This window comes from Marinibium conchae, from assembly GCF_015595035.1.
Taxonomy (GTDB): domain Bacteria; phylum Pseudomonadota; class Gammaproteobacteria; order Enterobacterales; family Alteromonadaceae; genus Glaciecola.
The window spans coordinates 558,484-581,171 of record NZ_JADNRN010000002.1; the positions used below are offsets into that span (position 1 = coordinate 558,484).

Consider the following 22,688-nt stretch of genomic DNA (forward strand, 5'->3'; position numbering starts at 1 on the left):
CACTTGTTCCAAAGGCGAGACCTCTTATGTGCCGTTCGTACGCATTTGCTGCCATTGTTCCATTACCGACTCTGCTTCTAACAGTATAGAAGAAATTAACTTTTTGATATGCTGAGTTTGATTTCTTTTCAGATTACTTTCAGTTTCATAGCAGAGCTTTTGCAAGTTTTGCGCCCCGGTGTAAGCACAAGCTCCATGGAGCTTATGAACACAGGCTTGTAATTTGTCAAAATCCTGTTGTTGCCACAAAGACTCGATCTCAGCTATTGTGTCTGGCAATATTTCAACAAAGCCATCAAGAAATACTTTGGCACCTTCTTCGTCTCCATTGGCTTTTGCAACCGACGTATTCCAATCAATTGCCTTGCTTTCTTGATTCGGTAGGTCACAGCCTTGACACCACGATTTAATCGTTTGTACGAGGCTATCTAAGTTGACGGGTTTTGGTAAATAGTCGTCCATACCTGAAGCAAGAAAGCGTTCTTTTTCTTCGGGAAATGCATGGGCGGTAATAGCAACGATGGGAGTGCCTACATTCAGTTCTGTTTTGCGAATTCTCTTTGTTGCTTCCAAGCCATCCATGTTGGGCATTTGAATGTCCATAAAAATGAGGTCATATTCATATTTATTGCATAAATCAACCGCTTCCGCTCCGCTGGTCGCCAATTCAAGGGTAACGGATGAATCTTTTAACCAAGTGTCGAGTAAGCGTAAATTGAGCTCCATATCATCGGTGGCTAGGACTCTTGCTGCTGGCAAACTTTTCAATTGTGACTTCGAGCTTCTATCAACAAAACTCACCGGAGTAGAACCAAGGTCGAGTAAGTTTTTATAGGTGAGAGGAGCCCTAATAACAACTGGTTTGTTCAAATTTGAGCCAATTTGGTGTTTTTCTGGTGCCGGCCCAGAAAATAATAAAATGATCTTCTTGCTATGTACCTTCTTCACTCTGTTAATGAGGCTTGTTCGTTGTTTGATATGGCATAGGGAAAGACTAATGAAAGCAAAATCAAACAACGCACTGCCGTGTTGTTTTTCGTATTCACTGGTGTGCTGCTCAAATAATTCAACTGACTCATATGATGAAGTGATTAAGCCAACTTCTCTCAAAAGTGAGCATGTGATCTTGCGAGTCACGGGGTTGGGATCAAGGATTGCAGCACTCTTTCCTTGGTAGCGTGGTAAGACAGTCGGGGCTAGCTGATTATTGACCACATCAAAGGGCAGATTGACGCTAAATTTGCTACCTTGCGAATAGACACTTTCTACTTCAATACTGCCTTTCATTAAAAATGCCAGCTCTTGGCAAATAACTAGTCCTAAGCCTGTGCCTTGAAAAGAGCGATTTAAATCGTCATCAATTTGATTGAAAGGCTTGAATAATTTCTTTTTGTCTTCGTCATTTATTCCGATTCCGCTGTCTTCAACTTCAATTGTTAGCATACATTCATCGTCGCCAAAGGTGAAGAATCTGGCTCGTAGCGTAATATGTCCGAAATTGGTAAATTTTAGAGCGTTACTTAACAGGTTGCTAAGCAATTGTTTGATCTTAAAGCTGTCACCAATCAACACTGCTGGCAGCGGTGCCACGTCGAATATGAACTCTAGTTGTTTCAAATGCGACGATTTAGCCATAAGAGCCGCAATGTCTTCTAGTGCATCTCTGGGAGAAAAAGGTTTCTGAGTGAGAGTAAGCTTGCCAGCCTCCATTTTTGAAAAATCGAGAATATCATTCACTATGGTGAGTAAGTCTGTGGCGGCACTATTGATTATTTTTACATGCTCATGGCGCTCCGCCTCGCTGCTCTTCTCTTGAAGCTCCTTGCTGAAGCCGATGATAGCATTTAAGGGCGTCCTTATTTCGTGAGACATGTTGGCAAGAAATTGGCTTTTTATTTCACTGGCTTTTATCGCTTCTCTGCGTGCAATATCTAAATGTACGTTTTGCTCTTCTATCAATAAAAAATTGTTCTGGGCATCTGAAGAGGCCTGCTTAACCTCTAATTCTAAGCCATAGCGAATTTTGAGAATAACACCTAAAATAAAACACAGAGTAAGCGCAAGCAGTCCGCCTTGAAATGAATATGCCGTAAAGAGGTTTATAGGGAGAACACCAACGACAAACAATGAACTTATAATTGAACCTAGTGCCAAAAAAATCCATGCGCAAAGAATGGTGTTTGCAGGTTTGTAACCGTCACTCATCACTTGAATGGTCACAACCAAATTAATAACTATTGTCAGCGCACCCACAAACCTGACTAAAATGATTTGCACGTCGTCGCTTCCAATGTCCATTAAGATAAGTGTGAATACTGTTAAAAGTGGAATGCAGAGTAATTTAAGGGCTATGTTGAAGGCTTGGCTGGCGTGAGGCTTAGGTAAAAAAGTCAATGTGAATAAACTAGCAGCGATACAGATAAGTGGTAACAGAAGATAGAAATTTTGAAAAATAGCTAGTTTATGCAAGCTATCAGGAAGTAATTGAGTATGTCCGCTCCAAACCACTTGCCACATGAATACCAAACTCACAAGGCCAAATAACATTAATGCGCTGAATTCTCGTTTATCAACAAGTACTGCTATGCAATAAAGCGCAATCACCAAAAGGGCACCATAGAACACTCCCCAAAAAAGGTAATCAAATAGTACCTTTTGTTGGTGAGCTTGTTCTTGCATTAGCGTGGTGGGTGCGACAATCGGAAAGTGTTTTGCTTTAATGTACAAATAGACTTCATGTTTTTTATTTGCTTCAAGATTCAGCCTAAATGTAGGAGTACGATAGTAGTGACTACTTACACTTCGACCGCCTTTCTGTTGGAAGCTTAATTCGTTATCACTAAGTAAGTATATATCTACAGTGTCCAACTGAGAAAAATCAAGATTAAGCACCCAGTTATCTTTGAGTGACTTATTGTCGAGTTCACTATAGAGCCACACACCGTTGCGATGTTTGCCAAAATTAGGCGTAGTGTACTGCTGGTAAGGTAAGTTTATTCTACTAGCTTTAAATTCTTCGAAGCTTAAAAACTCGGCATTTTGAGGGTAGACGAGCGCTCTTTTTGACAAATCAACTATTTCTGAATGTTTATCTAAAACGACCGCCGTTGTTTGCAGGGGTGTGATTTCGTCTGAGGCAGAACACATGCTACTCAAGCAAAGCAATGACAAAAAGCAAAGTATTAATAGTTTGTACACAAGAATAGTTATGCTGATAGCGAATTTGTTATAACATGGTGCTAATATAGATTTTGTAGTGGCATAAGTACAGAAGCAATGCTGAAGTGTTAGCTCGCCGTAAGACCTATGCCTTAAATACACGGAATAAAAACAATAGATTAGCCAATCATGAGTAATGACGTAACGATTTCCAACGACGGTATTGAACAGCTGCCGCTCAGCCGCTTTACCGAAGATGCCTACCTTAACTATTCCATGTATGTGATCATGGACAGAGCTCTACCGCATATCGGTGATGGCTTGAAGCCGGTTCAGCGACGCATCATTTATGCGATGTCAGACTTGGGCTTAAGTAACAATGCAAAGTATAAAAAGTCTGCCAGAACCGTGGGTGATGTGCTCGGTAAGTTTCATCCACATGGTGATTCTGCCTGTTATGAAGCCATGGTTTTAATGGCTCAGCCCTTCTCTTATCGCTACCCCTTGGTCGACGGTCAAGGGAACTGGGGGGCGCCCGACGATCCTAAGTCCTTTGCTGCGATGCGTTACACTGAAGCAAGACTCAGTAAGTTCAGTGAGGTTTTACTGACTGAGCTAGGTCAAGGTACAGCCGACTGGACGCCTAATTTTGATGGCACCTTAAAAGAACCCAAAATATTACCAGCTCGCCTTCCTCACATTCTTCTCAATGGCATTACGGGTATTGCCGTTGGCATGGCAACCGATATTCCACCACATAATGTTCGCGAGCTAGCAAATGCATGCGCTTTGTTACTTGATAATAGTAAGGCAGAACTCAGCGAAGTGCTTGAACTAGTTCAAGGGCCTGATTATCCGACTGACGCTGAAATTATTACGCCAAAATCCGACATTAAGAAGATATACGAAACAGGCCGTGGTTCTATTAAGATGCGTGCGGTTTATGATGAGGAAAATGGTGACCTTATTATCACTGCTCTGCCACATCAGGCCTCTGGTGGTAAAATCCTAGAACAAATAGCGAGTCAGATGCAGGCCAAGAAACTGCCTATGGTAAGTGACCTGCGCGATGAGTCTGACCATGAAAACCCAACGCGCTTGGTGATTACTCCTCGCTCTAATCGTGTGAACACCGAGCAACTCATGCAACACTTGTTCGCGACTACCGACCTAGAAAAAAGCTATCGTGTAAACATCAATATGATTGGCTTAGACGGCAGACCGCAGGTAAAAGACCTAAAGTCGATATTGAGTGAATGGTTGGTTTATAGAAAGGACACGGTTACTCGCCGTCTTCAATACCGCCTCGATAAAGTTCTGGCGAGACTACATATTCTTGAAGGTTTGTTGATTGCCTTTTTAAATATCGACGAAGTGATCCATATTATTCGAAGCGAAGACAAACCAAAGCCAGTGTTAATGGAGAAATTTGGTCTTTCTGATACTCAAGCAGAAGCAATTTTAGAATTAAAACTCCGCCATCTTGCAAAGCTTGAAGAATTTAAAATTAAGGGCGAGCAAGAAGAGTTAGCCAAAGAGCGCGATAGTCTCCAACTGATGCTGAGTTCTGATCGCAGAATGAAAACACTCATCAAGAAAGAGATACTTGCAGATGCGGAAACATACGGTGACGATCGCCGCAGCCCAATAGTAGAGCGAGCAGAATCAAAAGCAATTTCGGAAAAAGAACTTGTGCCTTCCGAACCCGTTACTGTTGTTGTTTCTGAGAAAGGTTGGGCTCGCTGTGCCAAAGGCCATGATATTGATGTTGAGGCCATGAGTTACAAGTCGGGCGATAAATATCTATGCAGTGCAAAAGGCAGAAGTACACAGTTAGTTGCTTTTCTCGATTCATCGGGCCGAGCGTTCTCTTGCGACGCTCATGCTCTGCCTTCTGCCCGAAGTCAAGGTGAACCGCTTACCGGTCGCTTCAGTATCGTAGGCGGGGAAGTGGTAGAACATGTGGTAATGGGCAGTGACGACCAACAATACCTAATCGGTTCAGATGCAGGTTATGGCTTCGTGGGTAAGTTTACTGACATGCTAAGTAAAGCAAAAGCAGGTAAAGCCTTCGTTTCTTTGCCGACGGCCGCAAAAGTCATTGCACCACAGGCAGTAAGCGATCTGAAAACTGACTGGTGTTTATGTATATCAAATGAAGGGCGTATGCTCTTATTCCCGCTAAGAGATCTTCCTGTATTAGGGAAGGGGAAAGGGAATAAGCTGATGAATATTCCGTCTGCAAAAGCTAAAACCAGAGAAGAATACCTGACGGTTTTGAGTGTCGTACCAGATGGTGCAGAGCTAAAAATAGTTGCGGGTAAGCGCAGCATGACCTTAAGTGCTAACGATTTGACTCATTACCAAGGCGAACGCGGTCGTCGTGGAAATAAATTACCAAGAGGGTTGCAACGCGTTGATTCGATAGATGTTGAATTAGCCAAAGCGTCGCCGGAAATTGCGAGTGATCTAGCGGGAGAAGAACCAGGAAACGTGATTGATGATACAAATGCGCCCGATAGTCCAGAGCCGAGTAAAGACTAATTAGGCTGGTACGGGCTTATCGCTAGCTTACTCAAAGATCACTCATAGCTTGTTGGTAGCTACGTAGCCACTCTGGAAATAAAAAGCACCTTAACTTATATCAAGTTAAGGTGCTTTTTTGATGTCGCTCACGCTAATGTATGAAGGACTATTTTACTCACTTAGTTTTGATTGGTACTTTCAAATATTTTATCAGCAGACGCGGCAACAAAACCTTGGTAAAGCTGCCCATTGTTCATTTCGTAGCGCTGAGCAAACTCGTAGAAACAACTTGGAATAGAAAGCTCACCATCGCTAAATTGCGCATTAGCGTGATCGGCCATCGTAGAGGATTGAGCTAAGTATACCTCTGCTCCACCTTTGATTTCTCCGCCTGAACTGTTCAAGACAAAGCCATGTTGTTTCAACAAGGAATTAACCTCAGCTAATTCTTCGATATGACTTAGGTGATTAACACTTACTGTGAAATGGTTTGCTCTGTAGCCCCATGCAGCCATCCACCCAGCGTACTCTGATTCATGAACCAGAGTGCGGTAGTCATCTTTCGTCACATTCCAATGTGTGCCTGAGTATAAGAAGTCATCAGCTGTTGTCGCACCCTCGGCAACCTGCTCAACCATCTTGTGAATAATGCGTTGAGCTTGATTTGAAAGCTCTGCTACGCGCAATTCACTTATGAAAACTTTGGGTTGATTTGGGTTAGGGTGTTCAAAATGTTGAGCTGTTAATTTCTTTGCAGCAAAGTCATAGTCACCTTTTTGTTCATAACCAAGAGATAAAAAATGGGCGGCAAGCTTTGACAAATTGACCTTCTCGCAATCGAAGGTTCTTAGTGCAATATGGTCATTCACAATATCCATACTCTTGCTTGTCTTGCTTAAAAGCGCGTGAATCTTGTCTGCTGACGGAGTTATCTCCACATAATTAGCCCATAGGCCAGCAAAGAGCGAATCAACATTCTTATGCATGTAAGTTCCTCAAAATGTAAGTCCTGGGCTTAGAGATGAAGGTAATGTAACTACCTCCAATTCAACGGATGCTACTGGATAAGAGCAATAGTCAGCGGCGTAGTAAGCACTCGCTCTATGGTTTCCGCTTTCCCCTATGCCGCCAAATGGTGCTGCGCTGCTGGCGCCTGTAATTGGACGATTCCAATTAACGATTCCGGCACGTATACGAGCTAAGAAATAGTCATAGTCATCTTTACTATCACCCAGGAAACCAGCAGATAGACCAAAGCTGGTATTGTTAGCTTGCTCAATGGCTAGATTAAAGTCATCATAGCGAATCACTTTGAGTAGAGGGCCAAAGTGCTCCTCGTCTTCCATTGTATCTACAATTTTGCTGACATCGATGATCCCTGGGCTAACGAAGCCAGTGTTGATGTCGGTGTGTGTAAGTGTTAACAAGCTTGTCGCGCCAGCGTCAATCAAGCCCTGTTGCGCCCTGACCATTCCTGATGCCGCTTCTTTACTTATCATAGCGCCCATAAACGGCTGCTCTTCAGCGTCATAATGACCCACTTGAATTTCCCTGCTGACGTCAAGTAATCGCTCAAGTATGGCATCACCTTGTGCGTTATTCTGCAAGAAAAGGCGTCGTGCACAAGTGCAGCGTTGGCCACTTGTGACGAAAGCCGATTGCACGATGTCGTGCACCACTGCGTCGATATTTGCAGCATCTTTAACAATTAGGGGATTGTTGCCACCCATTTCAAGGGCAAGAATTTTGCCGGGGTGACCAGCGAATTGTTCGTGTAATATTTTTCCAGTACGAGAACTACCAGTAAAAAATAGGCCGTCAATATTTGCATGGCTAGCCAGTGATTTGCCAGTCTCCACTTGACCTTGTACTAAGTTAAGTACCCCTTTTGGCAAACCGGCATTTTCCCAAAGTTTTACTGTAAATTCCGCAACTAAGGGCGTTAAATCACTAGGTTTGAACACGATTGTATTGCCCGCGATTAACGCTGGCACTATGTGGCCATTTGGTAAGTGCCCAGGGAAATTATAGGGCCCAAATACCGCAACAACACCGTGAGGCTTATGTCTGATAATCGCCTTCCCAACCGGCATGGGATTTTCAACGGTGCCCGTTCTGTCATGGTAAGCTTTTTCAGAAATTGCAATCTTGCCAATCATGGCAGCAGCTTCGGTGGCTGTTTCCCATTCTGGTTTACCCGTTTCTTGAGCAATTATCTTTGCTAATTCAGCTTTGTTGTCGCTAAGTGCTTCGCCAAATTTTTTGATGATTGCTAGGCGTGCGTCAACACTCTTCGCAGCCCATGCTGGAAAGGCCTGCCTTGCAGCAACAACGGCCTCATTAACCTGTGCTGCGGATGCTGACTTAGCAGACCATATGGTGTTATTCTTTGCTGGATCTATTGAGCTAATTTCGTGACCTTCACCAGCGATCCATTGACCATTGATGAAATGTGTTGAGTCTGACATTACCTACTCCTAGTGTTTTGTATTAGCTGGCGAAAAACGAATAGAATCTCCGTCTTTTATGTTCAATGCGTTGGCTGTATCTGCTTCGATCGCAACACGATTACCATCGACATATGCGATTTCTGCAATACAGGCTCTAAAGTGCTTTACAGAAGTATTTATGGCGAAGCAAGTCTCACCGTCGGTTTGTGCTAAGTTATCATTGATAACAACAGAGGCTTTACGGCTTGACTGTACCGTCGCAATATGGTTAACATCAGCCTCGACGGTAGGGCCAGCATCAAAGATATCCACGTAACCGCGGCATTTGAAGCCTTCCTGCTCGAGTAAGCGAAGTGCTGGCTTTGTTTTTTCATGAACTTTTCCAATGGCATTTTGTGCGGCCTCGGATAGTAAGTTTACGTAGATAGGATATTTAGGCATAAGTTCAGCGATGAAACCTTTTTTGCCGATGCCAGTGAGATAATCAGCGGTTGGAAAATCGAGTGAGAAGAAGTGTTCTTCTAACCATGCCCAGAAAGGAGAACGCCCTTGTTCATCACTAATTCCTCGCATTTCAGCAATAACAACATCCGCAAAACGTTCTTGATGTTCGGCCATAAACAAGAAGCGTGTTTTCGATAGAAAACGACCATGTAGACCTTGCCTTGCCGATTCGCGCAAAAATAAAGTACAAATTTCACTAACGCCTGTGTAGTCATTACAAAAATGCAAAATATCGACAGTATTGTGAACATTAAGCTCGCGAGAGGCGTGCACAACCTTACTCACATGATAATGATAGAAAGCATCTTGTAGACCGACAGAAGCTTCGATACCTGTCGTCCCGACAACTTTACCCGTTTCGCTATCTTCCATTACGAAAAGATAACTCTCGTTGCCAGGCTGAGTCGGAGTAGACAGTATCGCGTCTTCGGCGTTCGCTATTTTACGCTGTAACAGTGCTTCATTTACTGGTAAGGATGTGAAGCCAATACCAGACTCTTCCGCGATAGCATAAAGAGCCTCATAGTCACTTGCTCTTATAGGGCGAATAATTTTCATTGTAGTACCTCGTGTGGCCTAAAAACAAAAAGCCATCGCTAATTTATTCCGAGGCTTCTACCACTGACGCAACAGCGCGTTCAAAACGCGACAAACCTTCAATGATATCTTCATTGGGTATTACCAAAGACGGTGCAAAGCGCACCACGTTCATGCCTGCTACCAAGCACATTAGGCCTTCGTTATTTGCTGCCACCATGAAATCTCTAGCCCGGCCGTTATACTTTTCATTTAAGGCACAACCAAGCAACATCCCCTTACCACGAATTTCGCTGAACACATGATATTTATCGTTAATTTTATTCAAAATTTCACGATAGAGCGTTTCTTTTTGCAAAACGCCTTCAAGTACCTCAGGCTGATTAACAATATCGAAAGCTTTTTCTGCAACAGCGCAAGCTAAGGGGTTTCCGCCATAGGTGCTGCCGTGAGTGCCAGGCTTGAGGCTTTTGGCTACAGCATCAGTGGCGAGCATAGCACCTATCGGAAAACCGCCACCAAGCGACTTAGCCGTTGTTAACAAGTCTGGCTCAATACCATACTCCATGTAGGCATAGAGATGACCTGTTCGGCCAACACCGGATTGCACTTCATCTAGGATAAGTAGTGCGTTATGTTTATCACACAAGGCGCGAACACCTTTTATAAATTCAGGATCTGGAACAATGATGCCGCCTTCACCCTGCATGGGCTCCATCATTATCGCGCAGGTGCGCTCGGACATCATGCCCTCAAGCATGTCAAGATTGTTAAACTCGCAGTGCTCAATCGCTCCAGGTTTCGGGCCAAAGCCCTCAGAATAGGCAGGTTGGCCGCCAACGGTAACGGTGAAAAAGGTTCGACCATGAAAGCCTTTCTCGAATGAAATGATTTGATCTTTTTGTTCACCGAAGTGCTCTAGTGCGTATCTACGTGCTAGCTTCAATGCAGCTTCGTTAGCTTCTGCACCTGAGTTGGCAAAATAGACTTTGTCGGCGAAGGTTGAGTCGCATAACTTTTTCGCCAAACGCATAGCGGGCTCATTGGTAAATACGTTGCTTAAATGCCAAAGCTTTGAGCCTTGCTCTTGTAACACCTTAACTAACTCTGGATGGCAATGGCCTAATACGTTAACAGCGATACCGCCAGCAAAGTCGATATACTCGCGACCTTCTTGATCCCATACTTTAGAACCCTCTCCTCGAACAGGTATCATGTCGGCAGGGTTATAATTGGGTACCATTACGTCGTTGAATGTTTCGCGAGTTACTTGCATGTTAACACCTCTATACATTGATTTTATGCACATCCAATATTAGGAAGCTGTGTGCAAATTGGTTGCCTAGTATGCCAGAACTTGCACCTTTTGTAATTAAAGAATTCGATTGAAGGCCGCTATATACGTGGCTTATGCAATGATTTGCAGTTTAGTTGCATATTTATTTTATTGCACAAAAATGGCGCATTTTGTCTTGCTGTCTCAAATTGGATACGCTGTATGCACTTAATTAACTCGTTATTGAGTTGAGCAAATAAAAAGCAAGGAGGACTGAATACAAACAAATCGAGCTTATTTGTATATAATTGTGAGGCATAAAAATGCAGAAAAAAATCTACACGCTATTTAGTCAGTGTTTACCTTTGGTGGTGGTTGATGTTCTGGAATATTGATTTCCAAACTACTGAGATTTGTTTTCATTAACATCACGACATCGTCCGACACAATGCCAAAGTTGCGTAGGTAGAGCATGGAGGCTTGCTTAGACATTAATCCATTCGACTTCATCATTTTAAACTGCATGTAGCCTTGGCATCGAAATAGCAGCGCGGTGAGCGGATGTAGATTTTTTGTCTTGACGTATTGGTAACTGATTTCCTTGATACGCGTGTAGTCGTCTAACCCAATCCCGATCATCAACCAACGGCACTTGAACTGAGCCACTAGATCATTGGTAAGATGATTGCCAAATTTGTTCCACAGGGTAATGAGGTATTTATGAGATGGCAACAAGGCAGCAAGTGCCTTTGCTTGAACAGGGTTATTTTTCTTACGAGCTTCAATGACTTTCTCTCGTAACTTGGCGTCGAAAGAACGCAAGTACATTTTGGCAATGGCGCAGCGCCCAATATTACTAAATAGCCCAATGTTGTAGCCCAAGTACCACTTCATTCCCTCTTTTTCAGCAAGCGCTTGGCATGCTTTTCCTGTGCCTAGAGTATATTCCCATAGATGGGCGTTTAATTCTGGAAACATCTCTGAGCGTGGGGGTAACGCCTTTTTGGAAATTAGGGCAGGAATTAGGGAACGTAGGCTTTCGATGCCAATGAAGCTAAGTGCTTGTCGTAAGGTCTCAATAACAATCGCCTTACCTCTAGTATCTACGCGGCGATATTGGGGTTGCTTTGTAAATTTTATGAGGCCTTGCTCGAGCCAGTCAATTTGAAGGATGATTGCTTCTAGTCGTGATATAGAGCACGACTCTGTATACAGAATGTCAAGCACTTTGCCGATGATGGGGTCGTAGCCAAGAATCTTCTTAAGTACAAAATTAGTGTCTCTTATTTTCTCAGCAAGATCATTAATTAAGCTTACATGAAACTCTGCTTCAACTTGCTGTAAAAAAAGATTTTGTTTTTCATTGAGCTCTTCGCGGTTTTTTATCGCAACTTCTTCAACAAACAAAAGCTCTCGGCGAGCCTCCGCTTGTTCTGAGTCTTCATAAATGCGTTGCTTCTCTGTTTTTTGACCAGATAAGAGAACAGCCTCGTCCTTACTTACGAGCAGATGCTCGAAGCGGTTGTTCATTGTAGAGGCGAGTTGCGATACGCTTAACTTCATGTTTTCTAATACTTCCGTTATTTATAGCTTTAAAAAATTATTCAATATTTTGTGCCCTGCTGTGGTTAGAAGCGATTCGGGGTGAAACTGCACGCCGTATATGGCTAGCGTGTTATGTTCAATGCCCATAATCTCTATATCGTCACTTTCATCACAAACTGCAGTAATACTGAATGATTTCGGCAAACTAGCCTTCTCAACTAGTAACGAGTGGTATCTGGTCGCAGTAAAAGGTGATTCGATACCTGCAAATATACCACCTTCTTTGAGTATTTGTATGTTTGACGTCTTACCATGCTTTATATTTTGTGCTCGTACTATTTCTGCACCATATACCTGTGCTATCGCTTGGTGCCCCAGACACACGCCAAGAATAGCTTTGCGACCGGAAAATTTGCGTATTGCATCCATGCAAATACCGGACTCGTTTGGAGTGCAGGGCCCGGGTGATAACACTAAATGCGTAAAATCAAGCGCTTCCAGTTCTTCAATGGTAACCTGGTCGTTTTTTACTACCAGCACTTCCGCATCGAGCTCTTCAAAATACCTAACTAAGTTGTAGGTGAAAGAATCATAATTATCAATAACGATAATCATCCTACAACTGCCTTATTACGGTGCAACAAAGCCAAGTGCATCATAGGTTTTCTGTAGCGTAATAGCCGCTTTTTCTCGCGCCTTCTCGGCACTGTTGCGCATGACTTCATGTAAGTAGTTATGATCAACCCTGATACGCGCATATTCTTGCTGAATAGGACTGAGCATGTTGACCACAGCTTCAGCCACGTCTCCTTTTAGGTGACCATACATCTTATCTTCATACTTAGGAACAAGGTCTGTTATGCTTTCACCTGTACAACAAGATAAAAGTGACAACAAGTTTGATACGCCGGGTTTCTCGCTAGTATCAAAATAAATGCGAGCTTGTTCATCACTATCGGTCACGGCTCGTTTAATTTTTTTGCTTAGCTTCTTAGGATCTTCAAGCAGGCCGATAATGTTATTTGGATTGTCATCAGACTTAGACATCTTCTTTGTTGGGTCTTGTAAGCTCATTACTCTGGCACCAGATTCAGGAATAAACGGGTCTGGAACGGTAAATACATCGCCATAAATGTTGTTGAAGCGAGTCGCGATATCCCTAGTGAGCTCAAGATGTTGCTTTTGGTCTTCCCCTACAGGCACTTTATTTGCCTGGTAAATTAGTATGTCAGCTGCTTGAAGAACAGGATAGCTAAAAAGACCGACGTTAATATTCGTCACATTTTTCTGTGATTTGTCCTTAAATTGCGTCATGCGGTTGAGTTCGCCCATTTGAGTGTAGCAATTGAGAACCCAACTGAGTTGAGCATGCTCTGGCACATGAGATTGCATAAAAATACTGCTTTTTTTAGGGTCAATACCGCAAGCTAAATACAATGCTAAGCCATCCAAACATGCTGTGTTTAACGCCTCTGGTTGCTGTCGAAGCGTTATAGCGTGAAGATCGACTATCATATACAGACAGTCATGATCATCTTGCATCGCTACCCATTGACGTAATGCGCCCATGTAATTGCCCATGGTAAGTTGCCCCGAGGGCTGACAACCACTAAGTACGATTGGTTTTGCACTGCTCATTATATATTTTTCCTAATTCGTCCATTGACCTTCTACAGAAGGTTCACTGTTATGCTAATGCTTTGTCTAATGCTGCTCTCATCTGAGCGAGGGTATCTGGGTAATTGCCTTGATTAAAAATAGCCGAACCAGCTACAAACATATCTGCCCCTGCATGCCTAATCGCGGCGATATTACTTAAGTTGATGCCCCCATCAACCTCGATGCGAATGTTTAGGCCATCTTCGTCAATAATTGATTTGAGTTGGCTTATTTTTTCCAAGGTACTAGGAATGAATGACTGGCCGCCGAACCCCGGGTTTACTGACATCAATAATACATAGTCTAGTTTCGGTAATACCCACTCAAGAACTGATAGGGGTGTCGCTGGGTTCAGCGCGATACCTGCTTTACAACCTAGATCTTTTATCAGTTGGATACTTCTATCAAGATGCAAAGTCGCTTCAGGGTGGAAACTTATCATGCTTGCTCCGGCTTCTGCAAAGCGCTGAATCATTTCGTCAACAGGTTGCACCATTAAGTGAACATCGATGTCGGCGGTAACACCATAATCGCGCAAGGCCTTACAAATCATTGGGCCGAAGCTCAGATTAGGTACATAGTGATTATCCATGACGTCGAAATGCACGACATCAGCTCCAGCATTGAGCACATTAGTGACGTCGTCGCCAAGGCGTGCGAAGTCAGCAGAGAGAATTGAAGGGGCGATTAATGGCGCATGCATGGGGTCTTCCTTTTCAAAACTGATAGTTTACCTAATAAGACCCGCTTAAAAAAGAATTGTTATCGCCCTAAATTGGTGAGTTTGCATTATTTTGGGGCGTTTATACTCATCCTTTGACTTCTTTTGTCGATACACTTGATAAGAGCTTATAGGTGATGTTTTAATAAACCCAATAATATCAGTTGGTTAAATGTTTTTTACTGCTTTTTAATATTTAGGCATTAGTTTTGCTCTTTTAGGTGCAATGACAGCATTTATAAAAAAATAAGATGGTTCTTAAACCACGAAAACTAAATTTAATACTTCAACGGAGAACATTCATGAAAACTTTACAACGCACTGCACTTGCTGCAACAATTCTGGCAACAACGCTGGCTAGCCAATCAGCAATGGCTGAATGGTCTGCAAACATTGGTGTTGTTTCTGATTACCACTTTCGTGGTATTCAGCAAACTGAGTCTGCATCAACTAGCGCAGGCATAGACTATGCTGCTTCTAGCGGTTTCTACGTTGGTGCGTGGACAGCAGAAGTTGAAGATGGCCTTGAGGTTGATTTGTATGCAGGTTACGGATTAGAACTAGAAAGTGGCATTACATTAGACGCTAACTTTACCTCATATCAATACACGGGTGACTTCGACAGTGCCTACAATGAGGTTGGCCTGAGTGCCGGTTATGACCTTTTCTCTGTTGGTTACGTAGTTGGTAAATGGGATGGCGTAGTAGGGAATGAAGCGGCAACCGAAGGTGATTACTCACTAATTACTGTTGGCATAGAAAGTAATGGTTGGTCTGCAACCGTTGGTTCATATGGCAAAGACAGTGAAGGTGAGTACGCTGAAATTGCTTATGGAACTGAAATCGGTGGTTTCGATGTGGGTGTTGGCCTTGTAATCAGTGGTTCTGACCTTGATGACAGTGAGTCTTTGTATTTCTCTATCGCGAAATCTTTTGACCTATAATTCTATAAAAGAACTATAGTGACAGTTATAAGGGGTCTACCGACATATTCGGTAGGCCTTTTTTGATTAAATGACCCTCTATACTTTTGGGTAAAAGACGAGTAATATTCGTACAGCGTTTAAGGTGTGCTTGATTAGGAAAGTTACAATATGAAACTAAGCTCAGTCACAACAAAAGAACTATCGAAAAAGTTAGCTGCAAAGATTACTGCGACAGCGGCAGTCTTGTGTATTTGTGTGGCACTCAGCCTACCTACAGTCACCACCACTAATTTTGCATGCTTATCGAATATTGCTGACAACGAAGTTACACTTTCATCTTCGCAGTCTCAGCAAATATGTGAGCAAACAAGCACCAAACTCAACTGGTTAACTTGGATAATGAACAAAACCGACTCCAATCAGTTTCATTTTTTAGACCTTCTCGAATTACTCTCAAAAGACAGCGCTGACTAAAGAAATGGCTTCGCCAAAGCTAAGACGCACTTCTAGTATCTTATCGGTTGTGAAGAGTGTTCTTGCTAGTTTCTTAGGTGTCCAGTCGCAAAAAAAATATGAAGAAGACTTTGCTGAGCCCTCACCGTTACCTTTCATTATTACAGGCGTAGTGCTTGTTCTGCTGTTTGTGTTATCGCTTATATTGCTGGTAAATTTGCTAAATTAGCAGCTTCATTGTCTAAATAGTCTACCAAACGCTCATGCTCGATAGGCTTAGATATGAGGTAGCCTTGAATATAATCGCAGCCGAGGCTTTTGAGTTTGGCGAATTGTTCTTCAGTTTCTGCGCCTTCTGCCACAATGGGCACCGATAAACTATGAATCATTTGTGTTAACGAGCCAACTATTCTTTGTTGCCTATCATCGACATCAATTTTATCTAATAGAGATCGATCTAGTTTCACCGTATTGTAATTAAATGCGGTAAGGTAAGAGAGCGAAGAGTAGCCTGCGCCGAAATCATCAATAGCAACACGAAAGCCAAGCTCAGTCGCGTTTTCTATCCACTTCTTGGCCTGATTAAAATTCGCAACCAAGGTGGTTTCTGTAATTTCAAGTTCAATACGACTAGGATGAACACGATGCTCCTTTAGTTTTTCTTCTAGGTATTCGATAGCGCGGTCGTTGCCTAACTGTGAAGGACTAAGGTTGACTGAGATAACAATGTCATTTTTGCCAACGCTATCGAGATAGAGCACTTCCGTTATAACGTTCACTACAATCCACTCAAACAACAGGTTCATATTCTCGCTTTCTTCTAAGACATCTATAAACGTGGGGGGAGCGATAAAGCCAAGCTCTGGATGACGCCAACGACATAAGGCCTCCAACTTAGTCACTATTCGCGTTTGACTATCGACGATAGGCTGATACACGAGAAAAAGTTGGCCCTCTGCAAGCGCGGAAACGAAATCATTTTTGATGGTAAAACGCAATTGCACTTGAGCATGCATTGACTCATCGAAGAAGCGGTAACGATTTTTGCCTCCCTCTTTAGCTTGATACATCGCTATATCAGCGAAGCGAAGCAGTTGATCAGCATCGATATTCTCAGCATCCTCAACGGCAATTCCGATACTAGCGCTTATCGTTATATTGGTCTCATAGATATGAAAAGGTGCAGCAAACAACTGCACAACTGAGTCAGCCATACTTACAAGGTCATCGTGTTTTTCATAGTTAGAAAAACCAATAACAAACTCATCGCCACCGATTCTGTATACTCGTATATGCTTATTTGATACTCCCTTGAGCCGATAGCCAATCTTTTTTAGCATAATGTCGCCTGCTTCATGCCCTAAGTTATCGTTGACAGGTTTAAAGCCATCTAGGTCTAGGAAGAATAGAGCGACGTTGTGGGCGGTTTTCTTAAGCTTAATGCGTTGTAAGTCTTCTACCAGTACGTTTCGAGTATATAGCCCAGTGGTGCTATCGATAGTGGCTTGCCTTAATAAGCGCTTTTGCGATACATCTAGCTCATGCTCATAACCTTCGAGCATGTCTATCGCGTTAACAAACTCTTCTTCTAGCTCATAGAGTTCATCGCCAAACCTGCGCTTTCTCACTCTTCCAATACGAAAACGAGCAGTATTATATTCTTTATTGGCAATAAGCTTGGTGGCTCGACGCAGTTTATTGATTTGAGAAATTGGAATAATCGAAAAAGTGATAAGGGTGAGCAATATGCCAAGAGTCACCGCAACAAAAATAATAATAATTTGTTGTTTTTGTTGTGTTTGCTGAGCGATAAGGCTTGTAATGTCCCTTATAAATATTAGCTTTAGGGGATAACCAACGCTGTCAATTTGATCAAACCAAATGAAGAAAATTCCGTTATTTGTATCGAGTTCTAAGCCTTGTTCTTCTAATTGTTCTAACTGGCTAAGACTTAACTCTTGCCGCCTTAGAGGGTCCAGTGCGGCAGCGCTGGTAAGCAATTCAGTTGGATAGCGAAGTAGGCTAAGGTCGTCATTTACTGCAAGCTGGTTGGGTAATAGTATACCTATGTCACTACCGATGATTTGGTGCAAATGTTCTATTGCCGGTGCCAGATCGCCAACCAAGGTAAGTGCCCATTGTTGCGAGTTAAATGCGAGAGGAACCGTCGACGAAAGCTCACACTCGAGGTGACAAACAATGCTCGATTGTGGACTTAGGTTTATTAATGCCTCTTGTTGCTGTGCAATAAGTTGTTTCTTAGGAAAGTTCCCAAGTTGGAAAGTCTGCTTACCTTCGCTAAGTGCCAAACCCGATAGGTTATAGCTGGTTCTTATTCGCGCCCATGTTTCTTGAAAATATAGTCTGCCCTGCTGAGGCGACATGGTGTTTAAACTGCCGAGGGCAATCAATTCTTGCGAAGCGAGTATTTGTTCTTCTAGTTGTTTGTTCAGAAGTAAATTAGTGGTGCGAGTATGTCTGAATTTAATTTCATTAATTTGTTCGCTAAAACGTTTTGCTTGTTGCGCTGTCACAAAACCATAAGAAGCAGCAAGCGACACTATAGCAACTAGCGTTACCATCACGAGTGTCTTTGAGAGTAAGCCGCGGATTTGCATCATGATGTTAGATGAAGAGCCTTATTTGAATGTTGTTCGGTATTAAAACAAGCATCTTTAGTCAGATCGCATTCTTCAATTACTGTAATATATATTATCGACCAGCGACAGAAAATAGTGAAATGTAATAACTAGTTATTTGAATCGAATATCGCTAGTAATTCTTTAACGGGTTTTCTCGTTGATGCGTTTTGACTGATAAAGCGTTTGGCGCTGAAGCTTTTTATTTTTGCATCTTTGTAAAACTCCCTAGTAAGCGCAGTGTCATGGTTGCTAATCACAATAGTTAGCTTTTTTTCTTTGACCAGTTTTGACGCGAGATCACCTAGTTCCCTTTGATCTTCTATGGTAAATCCATTTGCTGCGTATTGAGTGAAGGATGCAGTCTTACTGATTGGTATGTAAGGGGGATCGCAATATATAACGGTTTCTTCAGGTGCTTGAAGCATACTTTCTTTATAATTTAGATTAGTGAATGAGGCGTTTTTAAATCGTTTAGCAAATTGAAGGATTTCTTGAGAGGGTAGCTTCGGCTTTACATATCGACCAAAAGGGACATTAAAGCCTCCCTTGCTATTATACCTGCATAAACCATTGTAGCCGTGTCGATTCAAGTAAACAAAAAGTACTGCGCGCCTGAACGGATCTGTGGTGTTATTGAACTCCGCTCGTTTCTGATAATAAAATTCTGACAAGTTAGTGCTCGCAACAAACATCGGCGCTAAAGCTTCAGTAAATGCAATGGGTTGCTGTTGCACTATATTGTATAGAGAGACTAAATCGGTATTGATATCGTTAAGTTGATATTGATTGAATTCGGCATTCAGTGATACCGAGCCAGCGCCGAAAAACGGCTCAATTAGCAGTTCAGCTTTAGGCAAGCTTGGGATAATTTTATCTAGCAGCGAGTACTTACCGCCGGCCCATTTTAGAAAGGCTCTATTTCTTTTTATTTTTTGCACAGCAACCAGAACAAATTGGAGTGTAATGATATGCGCTAAGATAACATAAAAATGCTGAATTCACTGACTTATTGCCTATTGCCAATTTCTTGTTTGACCTGCCGTAGATCTTTTGCAAATGGTTGCATGTTTTGAATAGTTGCTGGTAATCTGCTAACTTCCTCTCTTGCTTCTTCTATGCTTACAAATGATTGATTTAGCAATACAACGTGCCAAGAGCCCCCATAACGAGTAGTTTCATATACCCATACTGAGTCCGATAGATTATTGTCGACGATAAATTCGTTGAGTACTGATAAGTCTTTAATGCCTGAGAGTTGAAGTAATATGGCGGGTTCAGATAAGCCCAAAATACGTGTCTCATCGAAAGAAAAGTTATTATCCTGTTGCGGACTTTCACTCATATCTGCTGATGAGGAATTGTCGATTGTATCTTCTTGCGCTAAAAGACCGTCGCCGAGTTGTTCATCTAGTTGCTCAACACTGAGAATGTCAGGTACTGCAAAATCGCTACGTAGTTCTTCCACCTTATCCTCACTCGCTTTTTTTGCATCCTCCCAAGTACTAACAAGTTCAATGGGCGCCGTACTTTGTTTGCTAGTATCTTCAAGTTCATCGCTAGCGATAGGGCTAATAAGTTCACTATCAGTGCTTTCAATAGGCGCTGTAGGGGCGGCGGAAGGCTCCAATAACTGATTTTGCTGGTCTAAAGCTAGGTTTTTTTCCGCAAGTTCGTCCTGAACTAAGCTCTCCTTCATTTCTAATTCACCGGTTTTAACAAAGTGCTTTACCTGTTGGGGATACTGCCAGGTCATTAAGCCAACAAAAACCACTAAAAGTAGAAACAATATTGTAATAATGAACCACTTTTGCGAAACGAGAGGTGCATCGTCAAATTTGGCGTAGCTAAAACGTGATGCTCGGTCATCAGATAAGAGAATTTCCAGGGCCTGTAAGTCGAAGGATGTTTCGGCGCTAACGGATTGCGACGAGAGCAGTATGGGGCGATTGCGGTTCTTTTTAGGTAACCACTTTTTAGCTTTTTCTGCCCAAGCCGTTTCACCGAATAAAATCACATTAACATGATGCTCGGCGGAGAGCTTTTTGCTGTCACAAACCCAGTCCCAAAGTTCCTGTAAAAAACCATTTGGTAGCATCTGAGCTTGCTTAATACAAAGCAAAAAGGGGCCTTGCTGCTCGTGCAATTTTTTCAAAAGTTCTTTAAGCGGTTTGTTAAAGCTACCTAGCTTTATGCCCATGAGCTGTCTACAAATGATTCTTCTGAAATCAGCAGATTCCATTGATAACTCTGCAGTGAAATAGGAAATCTCGGTGTTTTCCTGTTGGATTGACAAAAATTCTTCCAAGGAGCGCTGCTGTTGGGCGATAGTATCGCCACTCACGAAAATAAGTTGTGAGGAATAATTGATTAGATGTTTCAGCCGTTCTTGTAGTTCAGACAAGAATTTGTTCCCTTAAAAGTGTCGCTGGTTTAGTCGCAGGTCACTAGCCAAGAAGCGTTTCGAGCTCGCTTTCGCTAACGTCATCTACTACCTTTGCACAACCTACAGCCGTTGGCAGGATAAACCGCATTGTGCCAGAAAGTACCTTTTTGTCATGTTTCATGTGATTAATGTAGCATTCACTGTTCATTTCTACAGGCCCAGTGATAGGTAGATTAAACTGCTTTAGTAAATTTTCAATACGCAAAACATCTTTTGGTGAGAGCCATTCGCGCATCGCCGCTAGTTTTGCAGCCAGCACCATTCCGGCTGCAACAGCTTCACCATGCAACCAAACACCATAGCCTTTTTCCGCTTCAATGGCGTGGCCGAATGTATGACCAAGGTTGAGTAGTGCTCTCACGCCATGTTCCTTCTCATCCAGATTAACGACTTCCGCTTTTATTTCGCAGCATCGGGTAATGATGTAACGAAGTGCATCTGGGTCTCTGTTCTTCAGCGCGACAAGGTTTTGCTCTAACCAGTTAAAGAAATTAGCATCGTACATAATGCCATATTTTATTACCTCGGCCATTCCTGCTGAAAATTCTCGATCTGGTAAGGTACTCAGTGAGTTAGTATCTATGAAAACAGCCTTGGGTTGATAGAACGCGCCAATCATGTTTTTGCCCAAGGGATGATTAACGGCTGTCTTGCCGCCTACTGATGAGTCAACTTGAGAGAGTAGTGTTGTAGGTACCTGAATAAAGGGTATGCCTCGTTGGTAACATGACGCTGCAAACCCGCCCATATCACCAATCACGCCTCCACCTAAGGCTAGTAAAGTAGTATCGCGGGCAGCCCTATTTTCAAGCAGTGAACTCAGTATCTTTTCCAGGTAAGCTAGGGTTTTATATTGTTCACCATCAGGCAAAACAATATCGAACGTGCTTATGTTGTTGTTTCTTAGATTCGCCTTGATGCTCTCGAGGTATAAAGGGGCAACAGTCTCATTGGTGACTATCGCACACTGCTTTCCGGCTATCGCAGATAGCAAAAAACTGGTTTGCGAGAACAAACCAGTTTCGATGTATATAGGGTAGCTTCGCTCACCCAAATCGAGATGTAATGTGGGCATAGTTAACTTCCTTATCTTTTTGTTCTAGGTATTTCTGCAATATGCAGCTGCTATTTGTAGCTACAAACCTACAGTCCGATTTTACCAATGATTTGGTTCGCAACTGCTCTGGCACTTTGGTCGTCAGTTTCAACAACATAGTCTGCCACTTCGGTATAAAGCGGATTGCGCTCTTCTGCCAAACTACGCAGCACTTGCTCAGGATCGTTGTTTTGTAGTAGGGGACGTCTTTTGTCTCTTTGTGTACGTGCAACTTGCTTGTCGATTGTGGTTTGTAGGTACACAACTATCCCTCTAGCAGAAAGGCGATTCCTCACTGCTTTCGACACGATGGAACCTCCGCCTGTTGCCAGTACTATTCCCTGTTTGTCGGTGAGGTCATTGATGATACCTTCTTCTCTCTTTCTGAATCCATCCTCACCCTCAAGATCAAATATCCAAGCGATGTCAGCACCAGTTCTGCGCTCAATTTCTTGGTCAGAATCAAAAAAGTCTAAGTGTAGTTCGTCGGCGAGGTGCCTTCCAATAGTACTCTTGCCAGCGCCCATAGGACCCACAAGGAAGATATTACGTTTTTCAGCCATGTCTGATAAATTCACATTTTTAATATATGATTGAAATTGGTAATTTGTTTTTTCTTTACCAACTTTAACTACCACACCGATGAAGTGGAGAATGAATGCCATCAGTGCGAACGAATAATTTCCTCATTGGAAAATCTATGTGCTGATTATCTCAATTAATTGGCGCGTTATGCAAGCTTTCTTATGCA

The 22,688-nt window shown here is 42.7% G+C and carries 18 protein-coding genes; 4 read left to right on the top strand and 14 right to left on the bottom strand.

Annotated elements, in window-relative coordinates; translation table 11 throughout:
* Positions 1-24: 24 nt before the first annotated feature.
* Positions 25-3,147: a hybrid sensor histidine kinase/response regulator gene (locus ISG33_RS10140; protein ID WP_195733476.1), complete on the bottom strand. Its 3,123-nt coding sequence runs from the start codon at positions 3,145-3,147 to the stop codon at positions 25-27.
* A 201-nt stretch (positions 3,148-3,348) separates the two neighbouring features.
* Between ISG33_RS10140 and parC the strand changes: the two genes are divergently transcribed.
* Positions 3,349-5,703, top strand: coding sequence for a DNA topoisomerase IV subunit A (gene parC, locus ISG33_RS10145; RefSeq protein WP_195733477.1), 2,355 nt, complete (start codon positions 3,349-3,351; stop codon positions 5,701-5,703).
* A 161-nt stretch (positions 5,704-5,864) separates the two neighbouring features.
* Here parC and ISG33_RS10150 read toward each other — a convergent pair whose 3' ends face one another.
* The 8 genes from ISG33_RS10150 to rpe form a co-directional block, all read right to left on the bottom strand.
* The gene (locus ISG33_RS10150; RefSeq protein WP_195733478.1) at positions 5,865-6,671 is read right to left on the bottom strand and encodes a DUF1338 domain-containing protein; all 807 of its coding nucleotides are present in this window, start codon (positions 6,669-6,671) and stop codon (positions 5,865-5,867) included.
* Between the two features lie 9 nt (positions 6,672-6,680).
* Complete coding sequence (gene astD, locus ISG33_RS10155; protein ID WP_195733479.1) at positions 6,681-8,153, bottom strand: succinylglutamate-semialdehyde dehydrogenase; 1,473 nt, start codon at positions 8,151-8,153, stop codon at positions 6,681-6,683.
* A gap of 9 nt (positions 8,154-8,162) precedes the next feature.
* Positions 8,163-9,197, bottom strand: coding sequence for an arginine N-succinyltransferase (gene astA, locus ISG33_RS10160; RefSeq protein ID WP_195733480.1), 1,035 nt, complete (start codon positions 9,195-9,197; stop codon positions 8,163-8,165).
* 43 nt (positions 9,198-9,240) lie between these two features.
* Positions 9,241-10,452: an aspartate aminotransferase family protein gene (locus ISG33_RS10165; protein WP_195733481.1), complete on the bottom strand. Its 1,212-nt coding sequence runs from the start codon at positions 10,450-10,452 to the stop codon at positions 9,241-9,243.
* A 348-nt stretch (positions 10,453-10,800) separates the two neighbouring features.
* Positions 10,801-12,015 carry an HDOD domain-containing protein gene (locus ISG33_RS10170; protein ID WP_195733482.1) on the bottom strand — a complete coding sequence of 405 codons (1,215 nt, stop codon included), beginning with the start codon at positions 12,013-12,015 and terminating at the stop codon, positions 10,801-10,803.
* A 21-nt stretch (positions 12,016-12,036) separates the two neighbouring features.
* Positions 12,037-12,612, bottom strand: coding sequence for an anthranilate synthase component II (locus ISG33_RS10175; RefSeq protein WP_195733483.1), 576 nt, complete (start codon positions 12,610-12,612; stop codon positions 12,037-12,039).
* Positions 12,613-12,627: 15 nt separating this feature from the next.
* The gene (trpS, locus tag ISG33_RS10180) at positions 12,628-13,635 is read right to left on the bottom strand and encodes a tryptophan--tRNA ligase (RefSeq protein ID WP_195733484.1); all 1,008 of its coding nucleotides are present in this window, start codon (positions 13,633-13,635) and stop codon (positions 12,628-12,630) included.
* A gap of 49 nt (positions 13,636-13,684) precedes the next feature.
* Positions 13,685-14,359 (bottom strand): ribulose-phosphate 3-epimerase, encoded by a 675-nt coding sequence (gene rpe / locus ISG33_RS10185; RefSeq protein WP_195733485.1) that lies wholly within the window; start codon positions 14,357-14,359, stop codon positions 13,685-13,687.
* Between the two features lie 320 nt (positions 14,360-14,679).
* Here rpe and ISG33_RS10190 point away from each other — a divergent pair, with 320 nt between their 5' ends.
* The 3 genes from ISG33_RS10190 (at position 14,680) to ISG33_RS10200 (ending at position 15,985) form a co-directional block, all read left to right on the top strand.
* Entirely contained in the window at positions 14,680-15,321 is a 642-nt protein-coding gene (locus ISG33_RS10190) for a TorF family putative porin (protein WP_195733486.1), read from the top strand.
* Positions 15,322-15,471: 150 nt separating this feature from the next.
* The gene (locus ISG33_RS10195; RefSeq protein WP_195733487.1) at positions 15,472-15,777 is read left to right on the top strand and encodes a hypothetical protein; all 306 of its coding nucleotides are present in this window, start codon (positions 15,472-15,474) and stop codon (positions 15,775-15,777) included.
* A 4-nt stretch (positions 15,778-15,781) separates the two neighbouring features.
* Positions 15,782-15,985 carry a DUF2970 domain-containing protein gene (locus ISG33_RS10200; RefSeq protein ID WP_195733488.1) on the top strand — a complete coding sequence of 68 codons (204 nt, stop codon included), beginning with the start codon at positions 15,782-15,784 and terminating at the stop codon, positions 15,983-15,985.
* Here the strand turns inward: ISG33_RS10200 and ISG33_RS10205 are convergent.
* The 5 genes from ISG33_RS10205 to aroK form a co-directional block, all read right to left on the bottom strand.
* Complete coding sequence (locus tag ISG33_RS10205) at positions 15,957-18,377, bottom strand: putative bifunctional diguanylate cyclase/phosphodiesterase (protein ID WP_195733489.1); 2,421 nt, start codon at positions 18,375-18,377, stop codon at positions 15,957-15,959. The two genes, ISG33_RS10200 and ISG33_RS10205, sit on opposite strands and share 29 nt — an antisense overlap.
* Before the next feature lie 128 nt (positions 18,378-18,505).
* A complete protein-coding gene (locus ISG33_RS10210; RefSeq protein WP_229333529.1) occupies positions 18,506-19,336 on the bottom strand; it encodes a Dam family site-specific DNA-(adenine-N6)-methyltransferase in 831 nt (276 codons plus the stop codon).
* 68 nt (positions 19,337-19,404) lie between these two features.
* On the bottom strand, positions 19,405-20,799 hold the full coding sequence (locus ISG33_RS10215) for an SPOR domain-containing protein (RefSeq protein WP_195733490.1): 1,395 nt from the start codon (positions 20,797-20,799) through the stop codon (positions 19,405-19,407).
* Positions 20,800-20,842: 43 nt separating this feature from the next.
* Positions 20,843-21,916: a 3-dehydroquinate synthase gene (gene aroB, locus ISG33_RS10220; protein WP_195733491.1), complete on the bottom strand. Its 1,074-nt coding sequence runs from the start codon at positions 21,914-21,916 to the stop codon at positions 20,843-20,845.
* A gap of 68 nt (positions 21,917-21,984) precedes the next feature.
* Entirely contained in the window at positions 21,985-22,500 is a 516-nt protein-coding gene (gene aroK, locus ISG33_RS10225) for a shikimate kinase AroK (protein WP_195733775.1), read from the bottom strand.
* Positions 22,501-22,688: the final 188 nt, after the last annotated feature.